Origin of the sequence: Streptomyces sp. Ru73 (assembly GCF_002920575.1) — a bacterium.
Taxonomy (GTDB): domain Bacteria; phylum Actinomycetota; class Actinomycetes; order Streptomycetales; family Streptomycetaceae; genus Streptomyces.
In genome coordinates this window covers 153,452-171,171 of sequence record NZ_PQSQ01000004.1, presented here as the reverse complement: position 1 = coordinate 171,171, position 17,720 = coordinate 153,452, and the positions used below count along the sequence as shown (strand labels likewise).

The following is a 17,720-nucleotide window of genomic DNA, read 5'->3' as shown; positions in this document are numbered from 1 at the left end:
CCCCCTCGCTCCCCTCACTCCCCTCGCTCCCCCTCGAACGCCTCAGCCGAGGTTCGGGAGGCGCCAGTCGATGGGGGTGTGGCCCTGGGCGGCGACCGCGTCGTTTATCTGCGTGAAGGGACGCGAGCCGAAGAACTTCTTCGCGGAGAGCGGCGAGGGGTGCGCCCCCTGCACGACCACGTGCCGCTGCCCGTCGATCAGCGGCAGCTTCTTCTTGGCGTAGTTGCCCCAGAGCACGAACACCACCGGGTCGGGCCGGCTCGCCACCGCCCTGATCACCGCGTCGGTGAACTTCTCCCAGCCCTTGCCCTTGTGGGAGTTGGCCTCGCCGGCCCGCACGGTCAGCACGGCGTTCAGCAGCAGCACCCCCTGCTGCGCCCACGGCATCAGATAGCCGTTGTCGGGCACCGGCGTGCCGAGCTCGTCGTGCATCTCCTTGAAGATGTTGCGCAGCGACGGCGGGATCTTGACGCCGGGGCGCACCGAGAAGCACAGGCCGTGCCCCTGCCCGGCGCCGTGGTACGGATCCTGGCCGAGGATCATGACCTTCACCTGGTCGTACGGCGTGGCGTCCAGCGCGGCGAAGACCTCCTCGCGCGGCGGGTAGACAGGCCCCCGGGCGCGCTCCTCTTCCACGAAGGCCGTGAGCTCCTGGAAATAGGGCTTGGTCAGCTCCTCGCCGAGTACGCCGCGCCAGGATTCGGGCAGCATGTCGGGCATCACGTCAACGACCTCCGGTTGGTTCCGCGTCTTTCCCGACAGAACCTACCGGCGACCACTGACAACGCCCGCCTCCGGGGCACCGCCCTGTGGACAACTCGCGGGGGCCGTCCACCGCGCGCCCGGCCCTCGCGCACGATGCCTGGGCGCCACCGCCACGTCCCTGACGGGCCCGCCCCCCTGCGTGCCCGGTCGGTCCCCCTGTGCCGCCGCCGGAACGGCCGATGGCGGCGGCCCTCAGGACCACCGCCACCGCCGGCAGAACTCCGCACCCGGCGGAGCGTACGGGTCCGGGGCCGTCACCCCCGGCATTTCAGACGCCGCCGCTTGCCACCCGGCGGCTCACTCCCCCGTTCGGTTCCGCTCGCTTCAGACCCCCGCGTTCAGGAAGCGCCCGCCGTCGATGACGAGGTTCTGGCCGGTGATCCAGCCCGCGTCGTCCGACAGCAGGAACGCCGCGGCGCCGCCGATGTCCTGCGGTACGCCCAGCCGCGCCATCGGGTACTGCGCCGCCGCCTCCGCCTCGCGGTCCTCGTACAGCGCGGCCGCGAACTTGGTCTTCACGACCGCGGGCGAGATGGAGTTGACCCGCACCACGGGCGCGAACTCGTGCGCGAGCTGCTGCGTGAGGTTGATCATCGCGGCCTTGCTCATGCCGTACGCGCCGATGAAGGGCGAGGCGGAGATGCCCGCGATGGAGGCGATGTTGACGATCGCGCCGCCGTTGTCCTTCTGCCACGCCTTCCAGGTCTGCTGGGCGAAGCCGAGCGCGGAGACGACGTTGGTCTCATACACCTTGCGGGCGACCGCGAGGTCCAGCTCGGCGATCGGCCCGAAGACCGGGTTCGTACCGGCGTTGTTCACGAGGTAGTCGACCCGCCCGAAGGCCTCCATGGCCCGCTCGACGGCGGCCGCCTGGTGGGCCTCGTCGTGCGCCTTGCCGGCCACGCCGATCACCCGGTCGGCACCGAGCTTCTCGACGGCCTCCTTGAGCGCGTCCTCGTTGCGGCCGGTAATTACGGCGCGGTGGCCGCGCGCGAGCACGGCCTCGGCGACGCCGTACCCGATGCCGCGGCTGGCACCCGTGATGAGGGCGACCTTGGCGTTGTCCTGCTCAGTCATGTTCTCTGGATCTCCTGGCGTCGATTGACCGTGTCCCGTCAGCTACCCACGTCCCGCGAGCGACCGGCACGCCACGTACTGCTCCGACCACTCACACCGGCCGGCCACGTGCCCCGTCGACGACTCGCACTGTGGCCGACCGCGCGCCCTGGCCGACCACTCGTACCGGCCGACGGCTCGTACTGCCCGGCCACTCGCACTGGCGGCCGACCTCCCACGCGGCGTCGGCCACTCACGCGACATCGGCCGCACACGCGGCGTCGGCCGGCAACGCGACATCGTCGACCACATGCCCTCGCGTCGCGGTGACGTGCGGCGCGCGGGCGTCAGTTGAGCGGACCGCCGGCGACGTACATGACCTGGCCGGAGACGAAGCCGGCCTGCTCACCCGTGAAGAAGGCGATGGCGTTGGCGATGTCCTCGGGCTTGCCGACCCGCTGGACAGGGATCTGGGAGGCGGCCGCGGCCTGGAACTCCTCGAAGCCCATGCCGACCCGCTCGGCGGTGGCCGCGGTCATGTCGGTGACGATGAAGCCGGGCGCGACGGCGTTGGCGGTGATGCCGAACTTGCCGAGCTCCTTGGCGAGGGTCTTGGTGAAGCCCTGCAGACCGGCCTTGGCGGCCGAGTAGTTGACCTGGCCGCGGTTGCCGAGCGCGGAGCTGGAGGAGAGGTTCACGATCCGGCCGAACTTGGCGTCCACCATGTGCTTCTGGCAGGCGCGGGACATCAAGAACGCGCCGCGCAGGTGCACGTTCATGACCGTGTCCCAGTCGCTGTCGCTCATCTTGAACAGCAGGTTGTCGCGGAGCACACCCGCGTTGTTGACGAGGACGGTCGGCGCGCCCAGCTCGTCGGCGACGCGCGCGACGGCGGCCTCCACCTGCGCCGAGTCCGACACGTCACAGCCCACCGCGATGGCCTTGCCGCCGGCCGCGGTGATCTTCTCGACGGTGTCCTTGCAGGCGGCCTCGTCCAGGTCGAGTACGGCGACGGCACGGCCCTCGGCCGCGAGGCGCACGGCGGTGGCGGCGCCGATGCCGCGGGCGGCGCCGGTCACGATGGCTACGCGCTGCTCGGTGGTGGACATGCGGGGTTCTCCTCACCTCGAAAGCGGCTCACCGCTCCCGGAAGGCAGGTGAGCAACCGCTTAGTCGCTTCAGCAGAGCTGACGCTAGAAGCCAGGCCACCCGCTGTCAACGCCCCACAGCCACCCGTTGCACACCTCACCTGCGACATCAAACAAAACGGACGGGCCCGAAGCCCCCACCGGGAAGCCACCGCACCCGCCCACCAGAGCCGCGCGCCCTGCGCGGTGGAGGCACGGACCAGCCACGGAAGCCACCGCACCCGCCAACAGGGACCAGGCGTCCCGCGCCACCCCTCGCCCCCCTCACCCCGGAAAGCACCCGAGCCGGAAGCCGGCCCCCAGCCCTCCAGCCGCCAGGCCCCGGCCGCCCCCTCAGCCCGAAAAGCACCCGAGCCGGGAGCCGGCGCCCAGCCCGCCACCCGCCAGGCCCCGGCCGCCCCCCTCACGCGCCGCGCACATCAAGCCCCCACCGCCCCTCCTACTTCCCCCCTCCCGCGGCAGCCGACGACACCCGCAAGGCCCGCCCCCGGCCCCCGCCCCTCACCTCACCAGCAGCTCCAGCAGTCGCTCCGCTTCCTTCGTCGGGTCGGCCGTCAGGCCGGTGTGCACCGGCCCCGGCTGCACGATCGTGCTGCGCGGCGCGATCAGCCACCGGAAGCGCCGCCCCACGTCCTCGCCCGCCGCCTGGCCGGCCCGCTCGCCGCCGTGGCAGATCCCCTCGACGGCGCTCAGCGCGGCCCGTACGCCCGCCACGTCCACCGTCGGGTCCAGCGCCCGCAGCCGCTCCTCGTCCAGATGCGTACGCGCCTCCACGAAGCGCCGCGCGTGGCAGTAGACCACCACACCCGCATTGATCATCTCGCCGCGCTCGACGCGGGGCACGACCCGCAGCAGCGCGTACTCGAAGACGTCCCGTCCGTTGTGCAGTCCGCTCACTTCACTGCCCTCCGCGGCAACTTCCCGGCCAGCCATTCCGGCGCCTGCGAAGGCTTGTCCTCCGTACGCTCCCCGATCTTGATGTTGTCGCTGATGGCGCCGGCCCGGGCGAGCAGCGTCCGTACGTACGCCTGGCGCACCTCATCGGCGGATTCAAAGCCCGGCTCGTCCACCAGCCACTCGTCCGGCACGTCCGCCACGACCTCGGTCAGCAGTTCCTCGGTCACCTTCGGCACGAACTCCTCCGCCGCGGCCGCCACGTCCGGCCCGAACGTGGCCAGCACGTGGTCGGACGCGTCGTACGGCTTCAGGGCCGCCTTCTCAGCGCCAGGCCAGTTGTGGTGCCAGATCATCGTCGCGCCGTGGTCGATCAGCCACAGCTCCCCGTGCCACACCAGCAGGTTCGGGTTCCGCCAGGACCGGTCGACGTTGTTGATCAGCGCGTCGAACCACACCACCCGGCCGGCCTCGCGCGCGCTCACCTCGAAGGCGAGCGGATCGAACCCCAGCGAACCGGGCAGGTAGTCCATCCCGAGGTTCAGCCCGCCACTGGCCTTGAGCAGCTCCTGCACCTCCTGGTCGGGCTCGCTCAGCCCGATCACGGGGTCCAGCTGCATCCGCACCAGCTCCGGCACCCGAAGCCCCAGCCGCCGCCCCAGCTGACCGCACACCACCTCGGCAACCAGAGTCTTCCGCCCCTGCCCGGCCCCGGTGAACTTCATGACGTAAGTACCCAGGTCGTCGCCCTCGACGATCCCCGGCAACGACCCGCCCTCCCTCAAGGGAGTCACATAACGCGTCGCAATGACTTCTGTAAGCATTTGCCCAGGCTATCCGCCCGCCTGACCGCAAGAATCACGACGGACCGCGGCATCGAGGACCTCATGGACCTACCGTGGATCCTGCCGGGCCGAAACAGCCAGCTGCGCCAGGAAATCGACGAACTCTTCGACCTCCGGGGCCCGCCCCTCCCCGCGAACATCATCGAGTGCTCCACGATCCTCACGCTGAGGACGGTCCTGTCACCAACAGGCCCACTCCCCGTCGCGGCTCGGCGGGCGCATGCCGCTGCACGCGACTCGGCTCGACTGGCGTGCACAGCGCCGGGTCCACCTCCCCGCCACCGCCAGGGCATACATGAGATACGCCCCTGCCAGGCCGTGGAAGAACGCGACCTGGGGGATGGTCAGGTCAGCCGTGCTGTAGGAGCCGGCGAAGACGTCGCGCGGGGCGGTCGCCGCGTCGGCGATCAGCAGCGCGGCGACCATCACCACGACGGCCGCTTCCCTGCGTGCCCGGCGTCCGCCGGACTGTTCATCTGCGGAGTACCGGTAGAAGCACATGAGGAAGTAGACCGCGCCCAGCAGCAGCACGTCCTGCGCGATCTTCCCTGCTCCGTGGTCGGCGCTCATGGACGCGCCGGAAGCAGCATTCGGCAAGGCCAAGGGTTAGGAGGCCAACGGTCGGCGGTACCTGCCGTCGGCGACTCCTCCACCAGCGCGAGGCCGCACCCCGAAGATGGGCCATGCCGCCAGCGAGATCGCGACCACTCCTGCCCGATCGCATTCGAGTCCCTTTCTACCGGCCGAGCAGCTCCTCTCGGGAGCCAGACGAGCCATCCCCCTCCAACTTGCCACCGCGCGTGCACGGCAGAGGCGGTCGTCAGGGATACGTCGGAACGCACCGCTCTACAGCGGCTTGAACGGGGTCATGGACTCCGCCCGAACCCCCAGGAGGCGCCTCATGATCACTACTGCGAACAAGCGGGATGACGCCCCACTGGACACTCCAGCGGGACGTCGGGCGCCGCATGCGGACGACATGTGATCCGTACACGAGATCAGGGCTTGATATCGACGCCTCAGCCACACCGCGACGCACACCCCACCCGCACAAAATGCATGAACGGGATACTTGATCGTTGACCTACATCCATGCGCTGGCATTTCAGATGCCCCGCCATGCCCATTTCAGCCGCAGTCCTCACTAGAAATCGTTACCGTGATCAACGTCGCGATCGACCGTGTGACGGGCCGAGCGACGTTGCCGTAGCGAAGGCCACAGCCGAGCGCTGGGACGGCGCGGGACGTTGGGCCGCACGGGGCCTTGCCCGTTCCTCGCCGCGAGTAGTCCGGCCACGCAGGCCGCGCGGCAACGCCGTCACCCGCATGGTGGGTTGATGGGGCCGACGCCGGACAGGTGGGTGTGCCACCACGTCGCCTGACCGGCATCGGTTGTATGAGATACGGCGTGACCATCGACGGCAAGCCCCTCACACTGCGCTGACGGCGCGCCCTCGTTTCAGCCGTGCAAGGGAGGGTGCGTCAAGGTCAGAGCACTGTGCCTCCCTTGATGACGTGCTCCAGGCACTCCCGCGGCTTGGTCAGGACGGAGATGTCCTCCAGTGGGTTGCCGTCGACGACGAGCAGGTCGGCGTGGGCGCCGGCGGCGAGCGTGCCGATCTGGCCTTCCATGCGCAACAGGCGGGCGGCGGTCGTGGTGGCCGAGCGGATGAGGTCGGCGTTGGGCTGCACCTGGGCGCGCAGGGTGAACTCGTCGAGTTGGTGGCTGTGCATGGGGCCGAGGAGGTCGGAGCCGTAGACGAGGTTCACGCCTGCCTTGTGGGCCTTCTCCAGGGCGCCGAGCCCGGCTTCCCGCACGTCGTCGATCTTCCGGAACGAGGCTTCGCCCAGGCCGTGCTGTCGGCCGGCCTCGGCCAGCTTCTCGTAGGTGATGAGCGTGGGGACGAGGAAGGCGTCGTTGTCCAGCAGGAGTTGGATCGTCTCGTCGTCCAGGAGGTTGCCGTGCTCGACGCAGCGGACGCCGGCGCGCAGGGCGCGGTTGACGCCGCGGGGGTGGTAGGCGTGCACGGTGACGTAGCTGTTGTGGTTGTCGGCCTCGGTGACGGCCGCCCGGACTTCTTCGTCGCTGTACTGGACGGCGGAGACCTCGTCGTGCGGGGAGGCGACGCCGCCGGAGAGCAGCATCTTCAGGTGCCGGGCGCCCTTGCGGAACTCGTCGCGGGCGGCGGTGCGCACGGCGTCCACGCCGTCGGCGATCCGGGAGAAGCCGGGCTCGTGCCCGCAGCACGGTGTGCTGTCGTCGGAGAGCGGGCGCATGTCGCCGTGCCCGCCGGTCTGGGAGAGCGCCTTGCCGCCATGGACGAGCCGGGGCCCGGGCATCAGCCCCTCGGCCAGGGCCCGGGCCATGCCGTGATCGGCACCGCCCACGTCCCGCACGGTGGTGAAGCCGCGGCGCAGCATGCGCCCGGCCTCCTTGAGGGCGCGGACCGTCGCGTAGCCGGGTGTGTGGGAGGCGCGTTCGACGGGGTCGAGGCTGGTGATCAGGATGTGGACGTGGGCATCGATGAGGCCGGGCAGGACGGTGGCCCCGGCCACGTCGAGCACGCGCACCCCGTCGCCGGCGGCCGGGGCGCGGCCGGTGCCGATGGCGGCGATGCGCCCGTCGGCGACCTCGAGCCACGAGGTGTCGGTGAGTTCCCCTTGCTCGGGATGGAGGAGATGGGCGCCGGTGATGAGCAGGCGGCCGTCGGTGGGGGCGGTCATGCGGTGGTTCCTTCCAGCTGTTCCAGGCTGCGTCCGGCGGTCTTCTCGCCGAACGCGACGATCACGGCCACGGCGACGGCGAGAGCGCCGACCAGGGCCAGGAAGACGTTGGTGAAGCCGACGCTCTGGTACAGGTAGCCGATGGTGATGGGGGCGGCGATCGCGCCGATCCGGCCGACGGCGGAGGCCGCGCCCATGCCGGTGGTGCGGATGGCGGTCGGGTAGAGCTCGGCGGTGTAGGCGTAGTAGACGGCGGCCGAGCCGTTGGTGAAGGCGGCGAGGAAAGCGGAACTGACCAGCAGTGCCGCCTGTCCCTCCGCCAGGGCCACGCCGAGAGCGGCCAGGGTGGCGCCGGTGGCGTAGGCGGCGATGAGCCACTTGCGTTCCATGCGTTCGATGAGGGCGCTCGCCACGTAGTAGCCGGGGATCTGGGCCAGGGCGGTGACGAGCGCGAAGACGAACGACTTGGTGATCGTGAAGCCCTTGGCGGCCACCAGCATGGCGGGCATCCAGCTGGTGAAGCCGTAGTTGACGCCGGTGAGGATGAACCACAGCACCCACAGGACAAGGGTGGTGCGGGCCGTTCTTCCCTGCCACAGGGCGGCCAGCTGGCCAAGGATGTTGCGCTCGCGAGGCGCGGCGGGGCGGGCGGCAGCACCTGACGTGGGGGTGTCCTCGTCGGCCGGCGCCGCCTGGTGCCCAGCGACAGCCGATTCTCGCTCGAACTTCTCGACCACGTGCGCGGCTTCGTCGATCCGTCCCCGTGCGATCAGGTAGCGCGGGGACTCCGGCAGGTTTTTACGCCACCACAGCAGCAGGAGGACCGGCGCGGCCGCGAGAACGGCGGCGATGCGCCAGCCCGTCTCGGGGTGCGGGGAGATCACGAGCGGCGCGGCGATACCGGCGAGGACATATCCGAGGGCGAGGAAGCCGACGGTGCGGGCGACGAAGCGCCCGCGGTGCCGTGCGGGCAGGAACTCGGAGATGTACGGGGCGATCAGCGTCGTTTCCGCGCCGATGCCGACGCCGGACAGGGCCCGCCACAGGAACAGCTCGGCCGTTCCGGAGGACGTGGCCATCAGCAGGCTGAACACGCAGAAGACCAGCAGGGCGCACATCATCAGGCGGCGCCGCCCGAATCGGTCGGCGAGCAGTCCCGCGCCCAGGGCGCCGACGAGGTAGCCGAAGAAGATCGAGGACAGCAGCCAGCCGGCGGTGCCTGCGGTGATGCCCCAGATCACGATGACGGCGGAGAGCGCGTACCCCATGAGGGCGCCGTCGAAGGAGTCGAAGGTGTAGCCCAGGCCGCCCTGGAACATCAGGCGGCGGTGCGGGCGGCCGGGTTCCAGGCGGTCGAGTCTGACCAGCAGTGCCTGGCCGGCGGCGGTCGTCGAGCAGCCGGTCTCGGGGGTCGTCACAGTGCCTCCACTGAGGGCGAGGGGAGGTGGGGGGAGGAGATGGCACGCAACGCTAGAGCCACCACGGCGCCAAAACAACACTTGATGCGCAACACGTCACCTGCAATGCTTGTTGCATGAAGTTCACGATGCTGACGCTGCGGCCCGCCCCGGGCCGCGTGGATGATCTGATCGCCTACTACCGCGCGGCAGGCATCCTCGAAGCGTCCGGAGCCCTCTCCTCCCAGGTCCTGGTCCCCGACGACGATCCGGGCACCGTTGTCGTCACCGCCCTGTGGGCCGACCCCGCCGCGTACGCGGCCTGGCAGAATTCCCCCGAGCGCCTGGAGTTCAGCCGGGGCATGACGCCCTTCTTCGGCTCCGCGGACAGCGCGCACACCCGGGAATTCCAGGCCGAGCACGGGTACGTCCCGGCCACCTGACCAACAGCAGGGCCGACGAGGAGGACGACGTGTCGATCGAGGCATGGCTTGCCGGACGAGAGGGGCACGGCAAGCTCGGCTCGCAGGCCGAGCGCGTGGTCCACGTCCTCGTCCGGGCACCGCAGTTCGCCACATACTCCTCGGCCCGCGAGGTCGCCGAGCGGGCCGGCGTCAACGTCTCCACCGTCGTCCGCACCGCACAGCAGCTCGGCTTCGAAGGCTGGACAGACCTCCGGCAAGAGCTGCGCGCCCACTACCTCAGCTCCGTGACCTCGGACAATCCCGGCCCGGCCCGGCCGGCCGAGGCCGCCGCCCGGGTGCTCCACCAGGACGCGGCCAACGTCACCGCACTGGCCACCGAGGAAAACCTCCAGGCGATCCGCGCCACCGCCCAGGCCATCAGAACCGCACGCCGCACCGTGATCGTCAGCTCCGGCAGCGGGGCCGGGCCCGCCCACATCCTCGGCCACCTCGGCACCATCATGGGCTACGACATCCAGCTCGCCCTCGGCTCCGCCACCACCCAGGCCGTGCAGATCACCCGGCTGCAGGAGGGCGACTGCCTGCTCGCCTTCAACGTCTGGCGCCTCACCCGCGCCCTGCGCGGCCTCACCCGTATGGGCCGCGAACGCGGCGCCACGGTAAGCGTCCTCACGGACCTGCGCTCCTCCCCCCTCGCCGAGGACGCCGACCACTTGATCGTCACGCCCATCGAGGGCGTGAGGGGCACCGTCTCCCTCACTGCCATGGTCGCTGTCACCCAGGCGATCCTCGGCGAACTCGCCGACACCGAAACCGGCCGCGCGTCCGGCCAGGTCCAGCAGGCATGGAACGACCTCGACCTCATGGACGACCAGCCGTAGCCCAGCCAAAACGGCTCAGACAGCGCGCACAATCGACTCGGCACCACCGCCGGCGCCCCATGCGGCTATGGCCGCACGCCCCGAAGGCCGGCGCCCCGATCCGGCGCTTCTCACACGACGGTCAACCTTTCCACCGCGCGGTGGGAGGGGTGACGCCACCTCCCCGCGCCTCGGCCGACGAACGGAGTTCCGGTCGCACAAACTCGTACGACACTGAAAGCTCCAGTAAGGAGCATCGCCGCACGTCATCGGCCTACGAGCGGCCAGAACCGTAGGTCAGCGGCGTACGCTGGGGAAGTACATGACATATGTACCCAGGTCGTCGCCCTCGACGATCCCGGGAAGTGATCCGCCCTCCCTGAGGGGCGTCACATATCGAGTCGCAATGACTTCTGTAAGCGTTCGCCCAGGTTATCCGGCTGTTCGCGTTCGGAGTCGCGACGGGCCGCCGCTTACAGCGATACCTCGCTGATCATCACCGCCGAAGCAGGAGGCCGATAGCCGGGCGACCTGCCGGGCGGGGTGAGTCGGGCTGACACGCACACCGCTGCGGGCGGGTGCATCGACTCGTCCGCATACCTGACGCACCTGAGGCACAGGACCGTTGAGCGGAACGATGGCGTTGCACACCTGCTTCTCGCTACCGAGCATGACCTTCCTCATCGGTCCTGCCTCTTGGGAGGTTCAGTGCGATCCGCCGTTCGACGAGGACTTGCTGTATTGGCTGCATGGGTGAGCCTGCTCACCCTGCTGAGCATCGTGTCGGCCGTGCCCGCGGCCGCTGCCCCTCGTTCCTTGACGGTCTCCACCGACAAAGGCCCGGTCAAGGGGGCCGCGGCGGACGGTGTCGAGCGGTTCCTCGGCATTCCGTATGCCGCGCCGCCGGTCGGCTCCAGACGTTGGCAGCCGCCCGCGCCCGCCGCTCGCTGGGCGGGCGTGCGGCCGGCGACCGCCTTCGCACCGCGGTGCCTGCAGCCGGCCAGCGGCGACGGCACTGCCATGAGTGAGGACTGCCTGTACCTGAACGTCTACACGCCCGCACAGCGCACGGACCGTCCGCTGCCGGTGCTGTTCTGGATTCACGGCGGCGGCTTCTCCAGCGGATCAGGAGACGTCTACGACGGCTCGCAGTTCGCGAAGGCCAACAACGTCGTGGTCGTCACGGTCAACTACCGGTTGGGCGTGTTCGGTTTCCTCGGCCTGCCCGGGCTGAGCCGTCAGGGTGCGGGCAATTACGGTCTGCTCGACCAGGAAGCGGCGCTCCGCTGGACGCAACGCAACATCGGTGGCTTGGGCGGGGACGCGAGCCGCGTGACCATTGCGGGCGAGTCGGCCGGTGGGCATTCCGTCTGCGCCCTCATGGCGTCGCCCCCGGCTCAGGGCCTCTTCGCCGGCGCGATCATTCAGAGCGGCGGGTGCCCGAGCCACACGGTTGCCCAGGCCGTCGCCAGGGGGAAGAAGTACGCAGCAGCCGCCGGGTGTTCCGGCCCGTCGGCCGACGTGGGCTGTCTGCGGGCCAAGCCGGCCGGCGAACTGCTGAACGCCGGACGGGACTTCGTCGGTGGTGTCTTGACCGGTCCCCTGCCCGTTTCGGGAGTGCCCGAACTGCCGCTCGCGCCGAGTGTCGCCGTACGGACCGGCCGGTTCGCCAGTGTTCCCCTCCTCATCGGCAGCACGCGCGACGAGGTCCGTCAATGGGGGCTGCCGTTCGCGCACGCGACGAAGGAGCAGTACCAGCGGGCGGTTCGGCTGGAGTTCGGCGCACAGGCTGACGCCGTACTCGCGCACTACCCCTACAGCGCCTACGGCGGTCCGTACGCCGGGACGTATGCACTCAGTGCTCTGTGGGGAGACAGCAGCGTCTTCCTCGGGCTGGGCGGGTGCCAGTATCAGGAACTCACGTCCCGGTTCGCGGATCGGCAACCGCGGACCTATTTCTATGAGTTCGACGACCCGCACCCGCCCGTCCGGGGCGAGGCTCCGGCCGGCTTCGACTCCGGTGCCCCGCACGCCAGCGAACTCGGTTACCTGTGGCCCCTGGCGACCTCGAAGCTGCTTTCTCCGGGGCAGCAGGAGCTGTCCAGGGCGATGGTGCGCCACTGGGGCTCGTTCGTGAGGAACGCGAACCCGGCTACCCCAGGGTTGGCTGCCTGGCCGCCGTACAGCAGTGGCACGTACATGTCGCTGCTGCCCGGTGGTGACAGCCGGGCTCTCGGAACGGAGGTGTACGCGACCCGGCACCAGTGCTCCTTCTGGAACTCCCTCCGTTACGACTGGCTCACCACCAATCCGGACCGCCTCGCGGAGCAGGCAGGCGTTCCCGTTCCCGCCTCCTGAGGCCCACCCTCAGTCCAGCCGGATTCCGGCCCCCGGCCCGAGGGGGAGGTCGAAGCCGTAGAAGAGGGCGAGGACGGCCAGCCATACCGCCAGGAACGGTACGACGAAGACGGCCAGCCGGGCGATGAGGGTGCCCAGGCGTGCCTCCGGCTCGTATTGCTGCAGTAGCGCGAGAACCAGGAAGAGGTACGGGTTCATCGGGGTGAGCGCGCCGGTGGTGGAGTCGCCGATGCGGAATGCGGCCTGGCTGAGGGCCGGGCTCATGCCCAGCAACATGAAGGCGGGGATGAAGACCGGGGCGATCAGCGACCACAGGGCGGATCCGGAGATGATGAAGAAGTTGAGGCAGCAGGTCAGCAGGACGAACACCACGATCGCGCCGAAGCCGGTCATGCCGAGTGCGTCGAACAGGGCCGCTGCCTTCACCGCGATGAGCACGCCGACGTTCGACCAGGTGAACAGGGCGATCACCTGCGCGGCGACGAACATCATGACGAGGTAGCCGGCCATGCCCCGTACCGACTCCGTGACGGCGGCGGCCACGTCCTCGGTCCCGCTGAGTTTCCGTGCCGTGAACCCGTAGGTGAGTCCGGCGAGGAGGAAGGCGCCGAACAGGACCGGGACGATGCCGGAGAGGAACGGCGAGGGGACGAGGGCGCCGCCCGCTCCGCGCAGCGGTGCCCCGGGCGGCAGCCACAGGCCCAGCACTGCCGCCGCGTACCCCGCGACGACGGCTCCTGTGGCCAGCAGGGCCTTGCGCTGCACCGGTGTGAGCTGTGCCGGTTCCTCGTCAGCGGTCGCTCCGTCCCCGTCGGGGTGGTACGCGGGGAGCCGTGGTTCCAGGACGCGGCTGATCAGGAGGCCGCCGAGGAGTGCGAGGACGAGGCTGCTCGTGCCGGTGAAGAAGTAGTTCACCAGGAGGTGGGTCGCGGCTCCGTCGGCGGACGGGAGCAACGCGGCGGCCTGTTGTGTGATCCCGGCGTACAGGGCGTCGAGCGAGCCGATGGTGAAGCCGGCGGCGTACCCCGCGGTGACGCAGGCGAAGCCACCGATGAGCCCCGCCGCCGGGTGCCGGCCCGCGCTCTTGAACACCAGCGCTGCCAGGGGCGGGAGCACGACGGCGGCCACGTCGCTCATCATGTGCGCCTGTGCCGCGATGAGGGCCACGGCGTACGGCAGCGCGGCGCGCGGCACCCGGGCGAGCGTGGCGCGCAGCACGGCCTCCAGCAGCCCGGTCCGTTCGCCGAGGCCCACCACCATGATGAGTATCAGTACGGCGCCGACCGGCGGGAACGTCATGAAGTTGGGGACCAAATGCTCCACGAACCAGCGCACTCCCTCGCCGGTGAGGAGACCGTTGACCGCCTTGGTGTCGTCCGTGCCGGGAATGGCGACGACGACTCCGGCGAGCGAGAGGCCGGTGGACACCAGGCCCAGGGTGAGGAAGAGGGCTGTGAACAGTGCCACAGGGTGGGGTACGGCGTTGCCGACCCGTTCGATCCACGACAGAAGGCGGTCGAGCCGTGCGCCCTGCCCGGGGAGGCGGGGGCCCTGCCCCTGGGCGGAGATGTCTGGTGCGTCCGCCGCCGTCATGGCCGCGCTCCCCTGTACGCCTCCTGGGGCAGCAAGTCCTTGCGGACGGCGCCGTGCTGAACGACCAGCACGACGTTGGCCGGGTCGCCGAGCACACCGATGTCCGTCAGCGGGTCGCCGTCGCAGAGGATGAGGTCGGCGATGCGTCCCGCGGTCAGCGTGCCCAGCCGGTCGTGCACGCCCAGGAGCTCGGCGGAGGTGCGGGTCCCGGCCACGATGGCGTCCATGGGGGCCATGCCGAGGTCGACGAGGTAGGACAGCTCCATCAGGTTCACGCCGTGGGGGCCGACGGCGGCGTCCGTGCCCAGCGCGATCCGGGCCCCCTGCTCAATGGCGCGGGCGATGTTCTCCTTGGTGATGCCCGACCAGCGGACCTTCTTCTGGTAGTGGTAGTCCGCCATCGTGTCCTTGTTGATGCCGGCGTACACGGTGGAGAGGGTGGGAACGAGGAACATGCCGCGCTCGCCGGCCATTTCGACGGCCTGGTCGTTGATGCCGTAGCCGTGCTCGATGCTGGTGACCCCGCCCCGGACGGCGTTGAGGATGCCGGCGGTGCCCTGGGCGTGTGCGGCGACGGGCTTGTCACCGTGGCGGTGTGCCTCGTCGACGACGGCCCGGATCTCCTCCTCCAGCAGGCCCTCGTCGTCGGGCTGGTCGTACGGGCTGCCCATGCCGCCGGTGGCGCAGATCTTGACGACGTCGGCGCCCTCGCGCAGTACCCGGCGCACCGCCAGGCGGCACTCGTCGACGCTGTCGGCGAGTTCGGACATTCCCGCGCTCAGGTCGGTGCCGTCGGGCAGCCGCACATCGGCGTGGCCTCCCGTGTGGCTGATGACGCGTACGGCCGTGTGCAGCCGGGGCCCCTCGATTCGGCCGGTGTCGACGGCGGTGCGGTAACCGGCCGAGAGCCCGGCCAGATCCCGGGCGCTGGTGATGCCCGCATCCAGGGTCTGCCGCAGGCGCGTGGCCGTGTCCAGGGTGACCAGCACGGGGTCGAGTTCGCCCCGGCGGCCGGGGTGGGCCCCGTGGGCGTAGGAGAGGTGGACGTGGCAGTCGAAGAAGCCGGGCAGTACCGTGCGGCCGCCGGCGTCGATGCACCGCGTCCCAGGGGCTGTGGCGGGGGCCGTGGCGGCCGGGCCGGCATAGGTGATGAGGCCGTCAGTGCCGGCGGTGATGACGGCGTCCGCCACCGGCGCCGCCCCTGTGCCGTCGATGAGCCGGGCGTTGCGTATCTGCAGGGCGGTGCCGGAGGCGGCTGTGTCGGTGGTGGCTTCCTGCCTGGTGACATCGGACATGGTGTGCGGGTTCACTCCTTGGGTGGTCAGGAACGGGTGAGTGGGAGTGTGGAATGCGGGAATCACGCCGGTGTCCTGGTGCAGCTTTGAGCCGCACGTCGCCTGGGCCGCGCAGGAATACGCCGGCCCAAGGTGCGCAGGAATTCGCCGCGTCCGGTCTGGACGAACTCGACCGGGGGATCGTGCAGGCGCTGCAGATCCACCCCCGGGCCCCATGGACGCTCGTCGGTGAAGTCCTCGGTATCAATTCCGTTACGGCGGCCCGGCGCTGGCAGCGGCTGCGGGACGCGGGGCTGGCGTGGGTGACCGCCTACCCGCGGCTGACCGACCCCCGCCTCGTGGTGAGCGGCGTCGTCGAGGTCGACACCGAACCCGGCGCCGCGCAGCACGTCGCCGACGCCCTCGCCCGGCAACCCGCCGTCGTCAACATCAAGATCACCGCCGGCGGGCGTGACCTGGTGCTGTCCGTACAGGCCCGCGGCCTCGACCAGCTCGAAGACCTCACCGCCCGGCTTTTCCGGGGCACGGCCGGAGTACGGGCCACCCGCACCCACGTCTTCACCGGGGTGCCCACCGAGGGCAGCCGCTGGCGGCTGCGGAGTCTGGACGACGAGCAGTGTGCGCGACTGGAGGCCGCCGCGCCGCGCCTTGCTGTCACGGGAGGCGCGGCGGACGACGGCGACGCGCTGGACGCACGGCTCGTCGAACTCCTCAGCATCGACGGCCGCATGTCCGTACGCGAGCTGGCGGCGACCGCCGGTGCCGCGCAGACGACGGTGCGCCGGCGGCTCCAAGCGCTTGTCCCCGACCGCGTCAGCCTGCGTTGTGACGTGGCACGGCCGCTGTCGGGGTGGCCGCTGTCCGCCGTGTACTTCGCCTCGGTGCCCAGCCGTCACCTCGATGTGGTGAGCCGCACCCTGGTCGGCGTGCGTGAGGTCCGCTCGTGTGCCATCACCGCCGGGCCGCACAACCTCGTGGTCGACGTCTGGCTGCGCGCGCTCACCGACGTCCACGCCTTCGAAACACACCTGACGCGCCAGCTCCCGCGTCTGACCATCGACGACCGCTCGGTCGTGCTGCGGACGGTCAAGCACATGGGACACCTGCTGGACCGCGGTGGGTGCTGCGTGGGCATCGTTCCGGTGGTCGCCGCGCCGGAGCCGGTGCCGTGAGAGCCGGTGTCGTGAGCACCGCCGGAACGGCCCCCGTCACCGCCCGTCGTGGCCGCGTCAGCCGCGGCCGGCCGCCGCCCACTCCACGACGGTCCGGGCGAATTCCTCGGGAAGCTGCTCCGGAACCGGGGTGTGACCGCCGGAGAGCAGGCGGGTCTCGCAGGCGAGGGCCGCGGCCAGCTTCGTCAGTGACGGGAGCGCGAAGTGGTCGCCCGGGGCGCAGACTGCCAGAGTGCGGGCGGTGACGAGGGGAAGCCGTTCCGCCATCGCATAGCGGCGGACCGCGGCGTGTCCCTCGGTCACGTGGTCGAGCACGGTCAGTGCGTCGATGACGTAACGGTTGAGGGCGGCCTCCTCGCCCGGTCGGTAGAACTCGCGTCGGTGGTTCCACAAGTCGAGGAGGTGTGAACCGTCCGGGCGCGGTATGACGTGGTCCACCGCATGGCCGCCGCCCCGGCGTTTCTCCTCGTCGACGTAGGGCGTCGCGGAGAGGAGGAGGCTGGCTGTCCGGGTGCGGTGGCGGGCGGCGAGTTCCAGGGCGACGAGGCCGCCGGTGTGGTGGCCCACGAGGTGGTACCGATCCAGTTCCAGTGCCTGTATCAGGGCCTCGGCGGCGTCCGCATACCGCTCGATGGAATGCGGCCCCTCGGGCTTCGCGGAGGCGCCGAACCCGAGAGTGTCCATGGCGATCGCGTGGAACTCGGCGCCCACGAGCGGGAGGACGCGGAGGTACTCCGTCCAGGAGCGCGGGGTCTGGTGGAAGAGCAGCACGGGTTCGCCGGTGCCGCACTCCGCGTAGTGGAGCTGGCCGAAGGGGCTGTCGGCGTAGCCCTTGCGGAGGGCGGGGACCGTGCCCGTCACGCGCCGCTCCAGCCCGCGACGAACGGAGTGTCCACACCCAGCGGGCCGACCGCACTGGAGCCGCCCGGGGTCCCCAGCGGTTCGCTGCGGCCGGGCAGTACCTCGTCGAAGAAGCGTCGGCTGTCGTCGCGGAAGACGGCGTCGGCCTTGCGGTCGACGGTGATGGCCTCGACGGGACAGGCGACTTCGCACGCGCCGCAGTCGATGCACTCGGTCGGGTTGATGTAGAGCTTCCGGTCGCCCTCGTAGATGCAGTCGACCGGGCACTCCTCGATGCAGGAGCGGTCCTGGGTGTCGACACAGGCCGCGCCGATGACGTACGCCATG

16 protein-coding genes are annotated in these 17,720 nt (G+C 70.5%); 4 read left to right on the top strand and 12 right to left on the bottom strand.

Features of this window, described 5'->3' with window-relative positions:
- Positions 1 to 42: 42 nt before the first annotated feature.
- The 8 genes from C3486_RS03430 to C3486_RS03395 form a co-directional block, all read right to left on the bottom strand.
- Positions 43 to 720, bottom strand: coding sequence for a uracil-DNA glycosylase (locus C3486_RS03430; RefSeq protein WP_103831039.1), 678 nt, complete (start codon positions 718 to 720; stop codon positions 43 to 45).
- Between the two features lie 369 nt (positions 721 to 1,089).
- A complete protein-coding gene (locus C3486_RS03425; protein WP_103831024.1) occupies positions 1,090 to 1,842 on the bottom strand; it encodes an SDR family oxidoreductase in 753 nt (250 codons plus the stop codon).
- 326 nt (positions 1,843 to 2,168) lie between these two features.
- The gene (gene fabG / locus C3486_RS03420; RefSeq protein ID WP_103831023.1) at positions 2,169 to 2,930 is read right to left on the bottom strand and encodes a 3-oxoacyl-ACP reductase FabG; all 762 of its coding nucleotides are present in this window, start codon (positions 2,928 to 2,930) and stop codon (positions 2,169 to 2,171) included.
- Between the two features lie 540 nt (positions 2,931 to 3,470).
- Positions 3,471 to 3,866, bottom strand: coding sequence for a DUF3037 domain-containing protein (locus C3486_RS03415; protein ID WP_103831022.1), 396 nt, complete (start codon positions 3,864 to 3,866; stop codon positions 3,471 to 3,473).
- Complete coding sequence (locus C3486_RS03410; protein WP_103831021.1) at positions 3,863 to 4,687, bottom strand: HipA family kinase; 825 nt, start codon at positions 4,685 to 4,687, stop codon at positions 3,863 to 3,865. The genes C3486_RS03415 and C3486_RS03410 overlap by 4 nt, the downstream gene beginning before the upstream one ends.
- A 201-nt stretch (positions 4,688 to 4,888) precedes the next feature.
- Complete coding sequence (locus C3486_RS03405; protein ID WP_103831020.1) at positions 4,889 to 5,278, bottom strand: hypothetical protein; 390 nt, start codon at positions 5,276 to 5,278, stop codon at positions 4,889 to 4,891.
- A 918-nt stretch (positions 5,279 to 6,196) separates the two neighbouring features.
- Entirely contained in the window at positions 6,197 to 7,432 is a 1,236-nt protein-coding gene (locus tag C3486_RS03400; RefSeq protein WP_103831019.1) for an amidohydrolase family protein, read from the bottom strand.
- The gene (locus C3486_RS03395; protein ID WP_103831018.1) at positions 7,429 to 8,850 is read right to left on the bottom strand and encodes an MFS transporter; all 1,422 of its coding nucleotides are present in this window, start codon (positions 8,848 to 8,850) and stop codon (positions 7,429 to 7,431) included. Before C3486_RS03395 ends, C3486_RS03400 begins: the two co-directional genes overlap by 4 nt.
- A 116-nt stretch (positions 8,851 to 8,966) precedes the next feature.
- Between C3486_RS03395 and C3486_RS03390 the strand changes: the two genes are divergently transcribed.
- The 3 genes from C3486_RS03390 to C3486_RS03380 all read left to right on the top strand — a co-directional run bounded on the left by C3486_RS03390 (position 8,967) and on the right by C3486_RS03380 (position 12,472).
- Entirely contained in the window at positions 8,967 to 9,272 is a 306-nt protein-coding gene (locus tag C3486_RS03390) for an antibiotic biosynthesis monooxygenase family protein (protein WP_103831017.1), read from the top strand.
- A gap of 29 nt (positions 9,273 to 9,301) precedes the next feature.
- Positions 9,302 to 10,135, top strand: a complete 834-nt coding sequence (locus C3486_RS03385) for a MurR/RpiR family transcriptional regulator (protein WP_103831016.1) — start codon at positions 9,302 to 9,304, stop codon at positions 10,133 to 10,135.
- A 732-nt stretch (positions 10,136 to 10,867) separates the two neighbouring features.
- Positions 10,868 to 12,472 carry a carboxylesterase/lipase family protein gene (locus C3486_RS03380; protein ID WP_181138425.1) on the top strand — a complete coding sequence of 535 codons (1,605 nt, stop codon included), beginning with the start codon at positions 10,868 to 10,870 and terminating at the stop codon, positions 12,470 to 12,472.
- 9 nt (positions 12,473 to 12,481) lie between these two features.
- On the opposite strand, the gene C3486_RS03375 is transcribed toward C3486_RS03380, so the two are convergent.
- Together C3486_RS03375 and C3486_RS03370 are read right to left on the bottom strand one after the other, a co-directional pair.
- A complete protein-coding gene (locus C3486_RS03375) occupies positions 12,482 to 14,065 on the bottom strand; it encodes an AbgT family transporter (RefSeq protein ID WP_103831014.1) in 1,584 nt (527 codons plus the stop codon).
- Positions 14,062 to 15,360, bottom strand: coding sequence for an amidohydrolase family protein (locus tag C3486_RS03370; RefSeq protein ID WP_103831013.1), 1,299 nt, complete (start codon positions 15,358 to 15,360; stop codon positions 14,062 to 14,064). Before C3486_RS03370 ends, C3486_RS03375 begins: the two co-directional genes overlap by 4 nt.
- An 86-nt stretch (positions 15,361 to 15,446) precedes the next feature.
- Between C3486_RS03370 and C3486_RS03365 the strand changes: the two genes are divergently transcribed.
- The gene (locus C3486_RS03365; protein ID WP_258052566.1) at positions 15,447 to 16,532 is read left to right on the top strand and encodes an Lrp/AsnC family transcriptional regulator; all 1,086 of its coding nucleotides are present in this window, start codon (positions 15,447 to 15,449) and stop codon (positions 16,530 to 16,532) included.
- Between the two features lie 57 nt (positions 16,533 to 16,589).
- On the opposite strand, the gene C3486_RS03360 is transcribed toward C3486_RS03365, so the two are convergent.
- The gene (locus tag C3486_RS03360; RefSeq protein WP_103831011.1) at positions 16,590 to 17,393 is read right to left on the bottom strand and encodes an alpha/beta fold hydrolase; all 804 of its coding nucleotides are present in this window, start codon (positions 17,391 to 17,393) and stop codon (positions 16,590 to 16,592) included.
- Entirely contained in the window at positions 17,390 to 17,719 is a 330-nt protein-coding gene (gene fdxA / locus C3486_RS03355; RefSeq protein WP_103831010.1) for a ferredoxin, read from the bottom strand. The genes C3486_RS03360 and fdxA overlap by 4 nt, the downstream gene beginning before the upstream one ends.
- Position 17,720 lies beyond the last annotated feature (1 nt).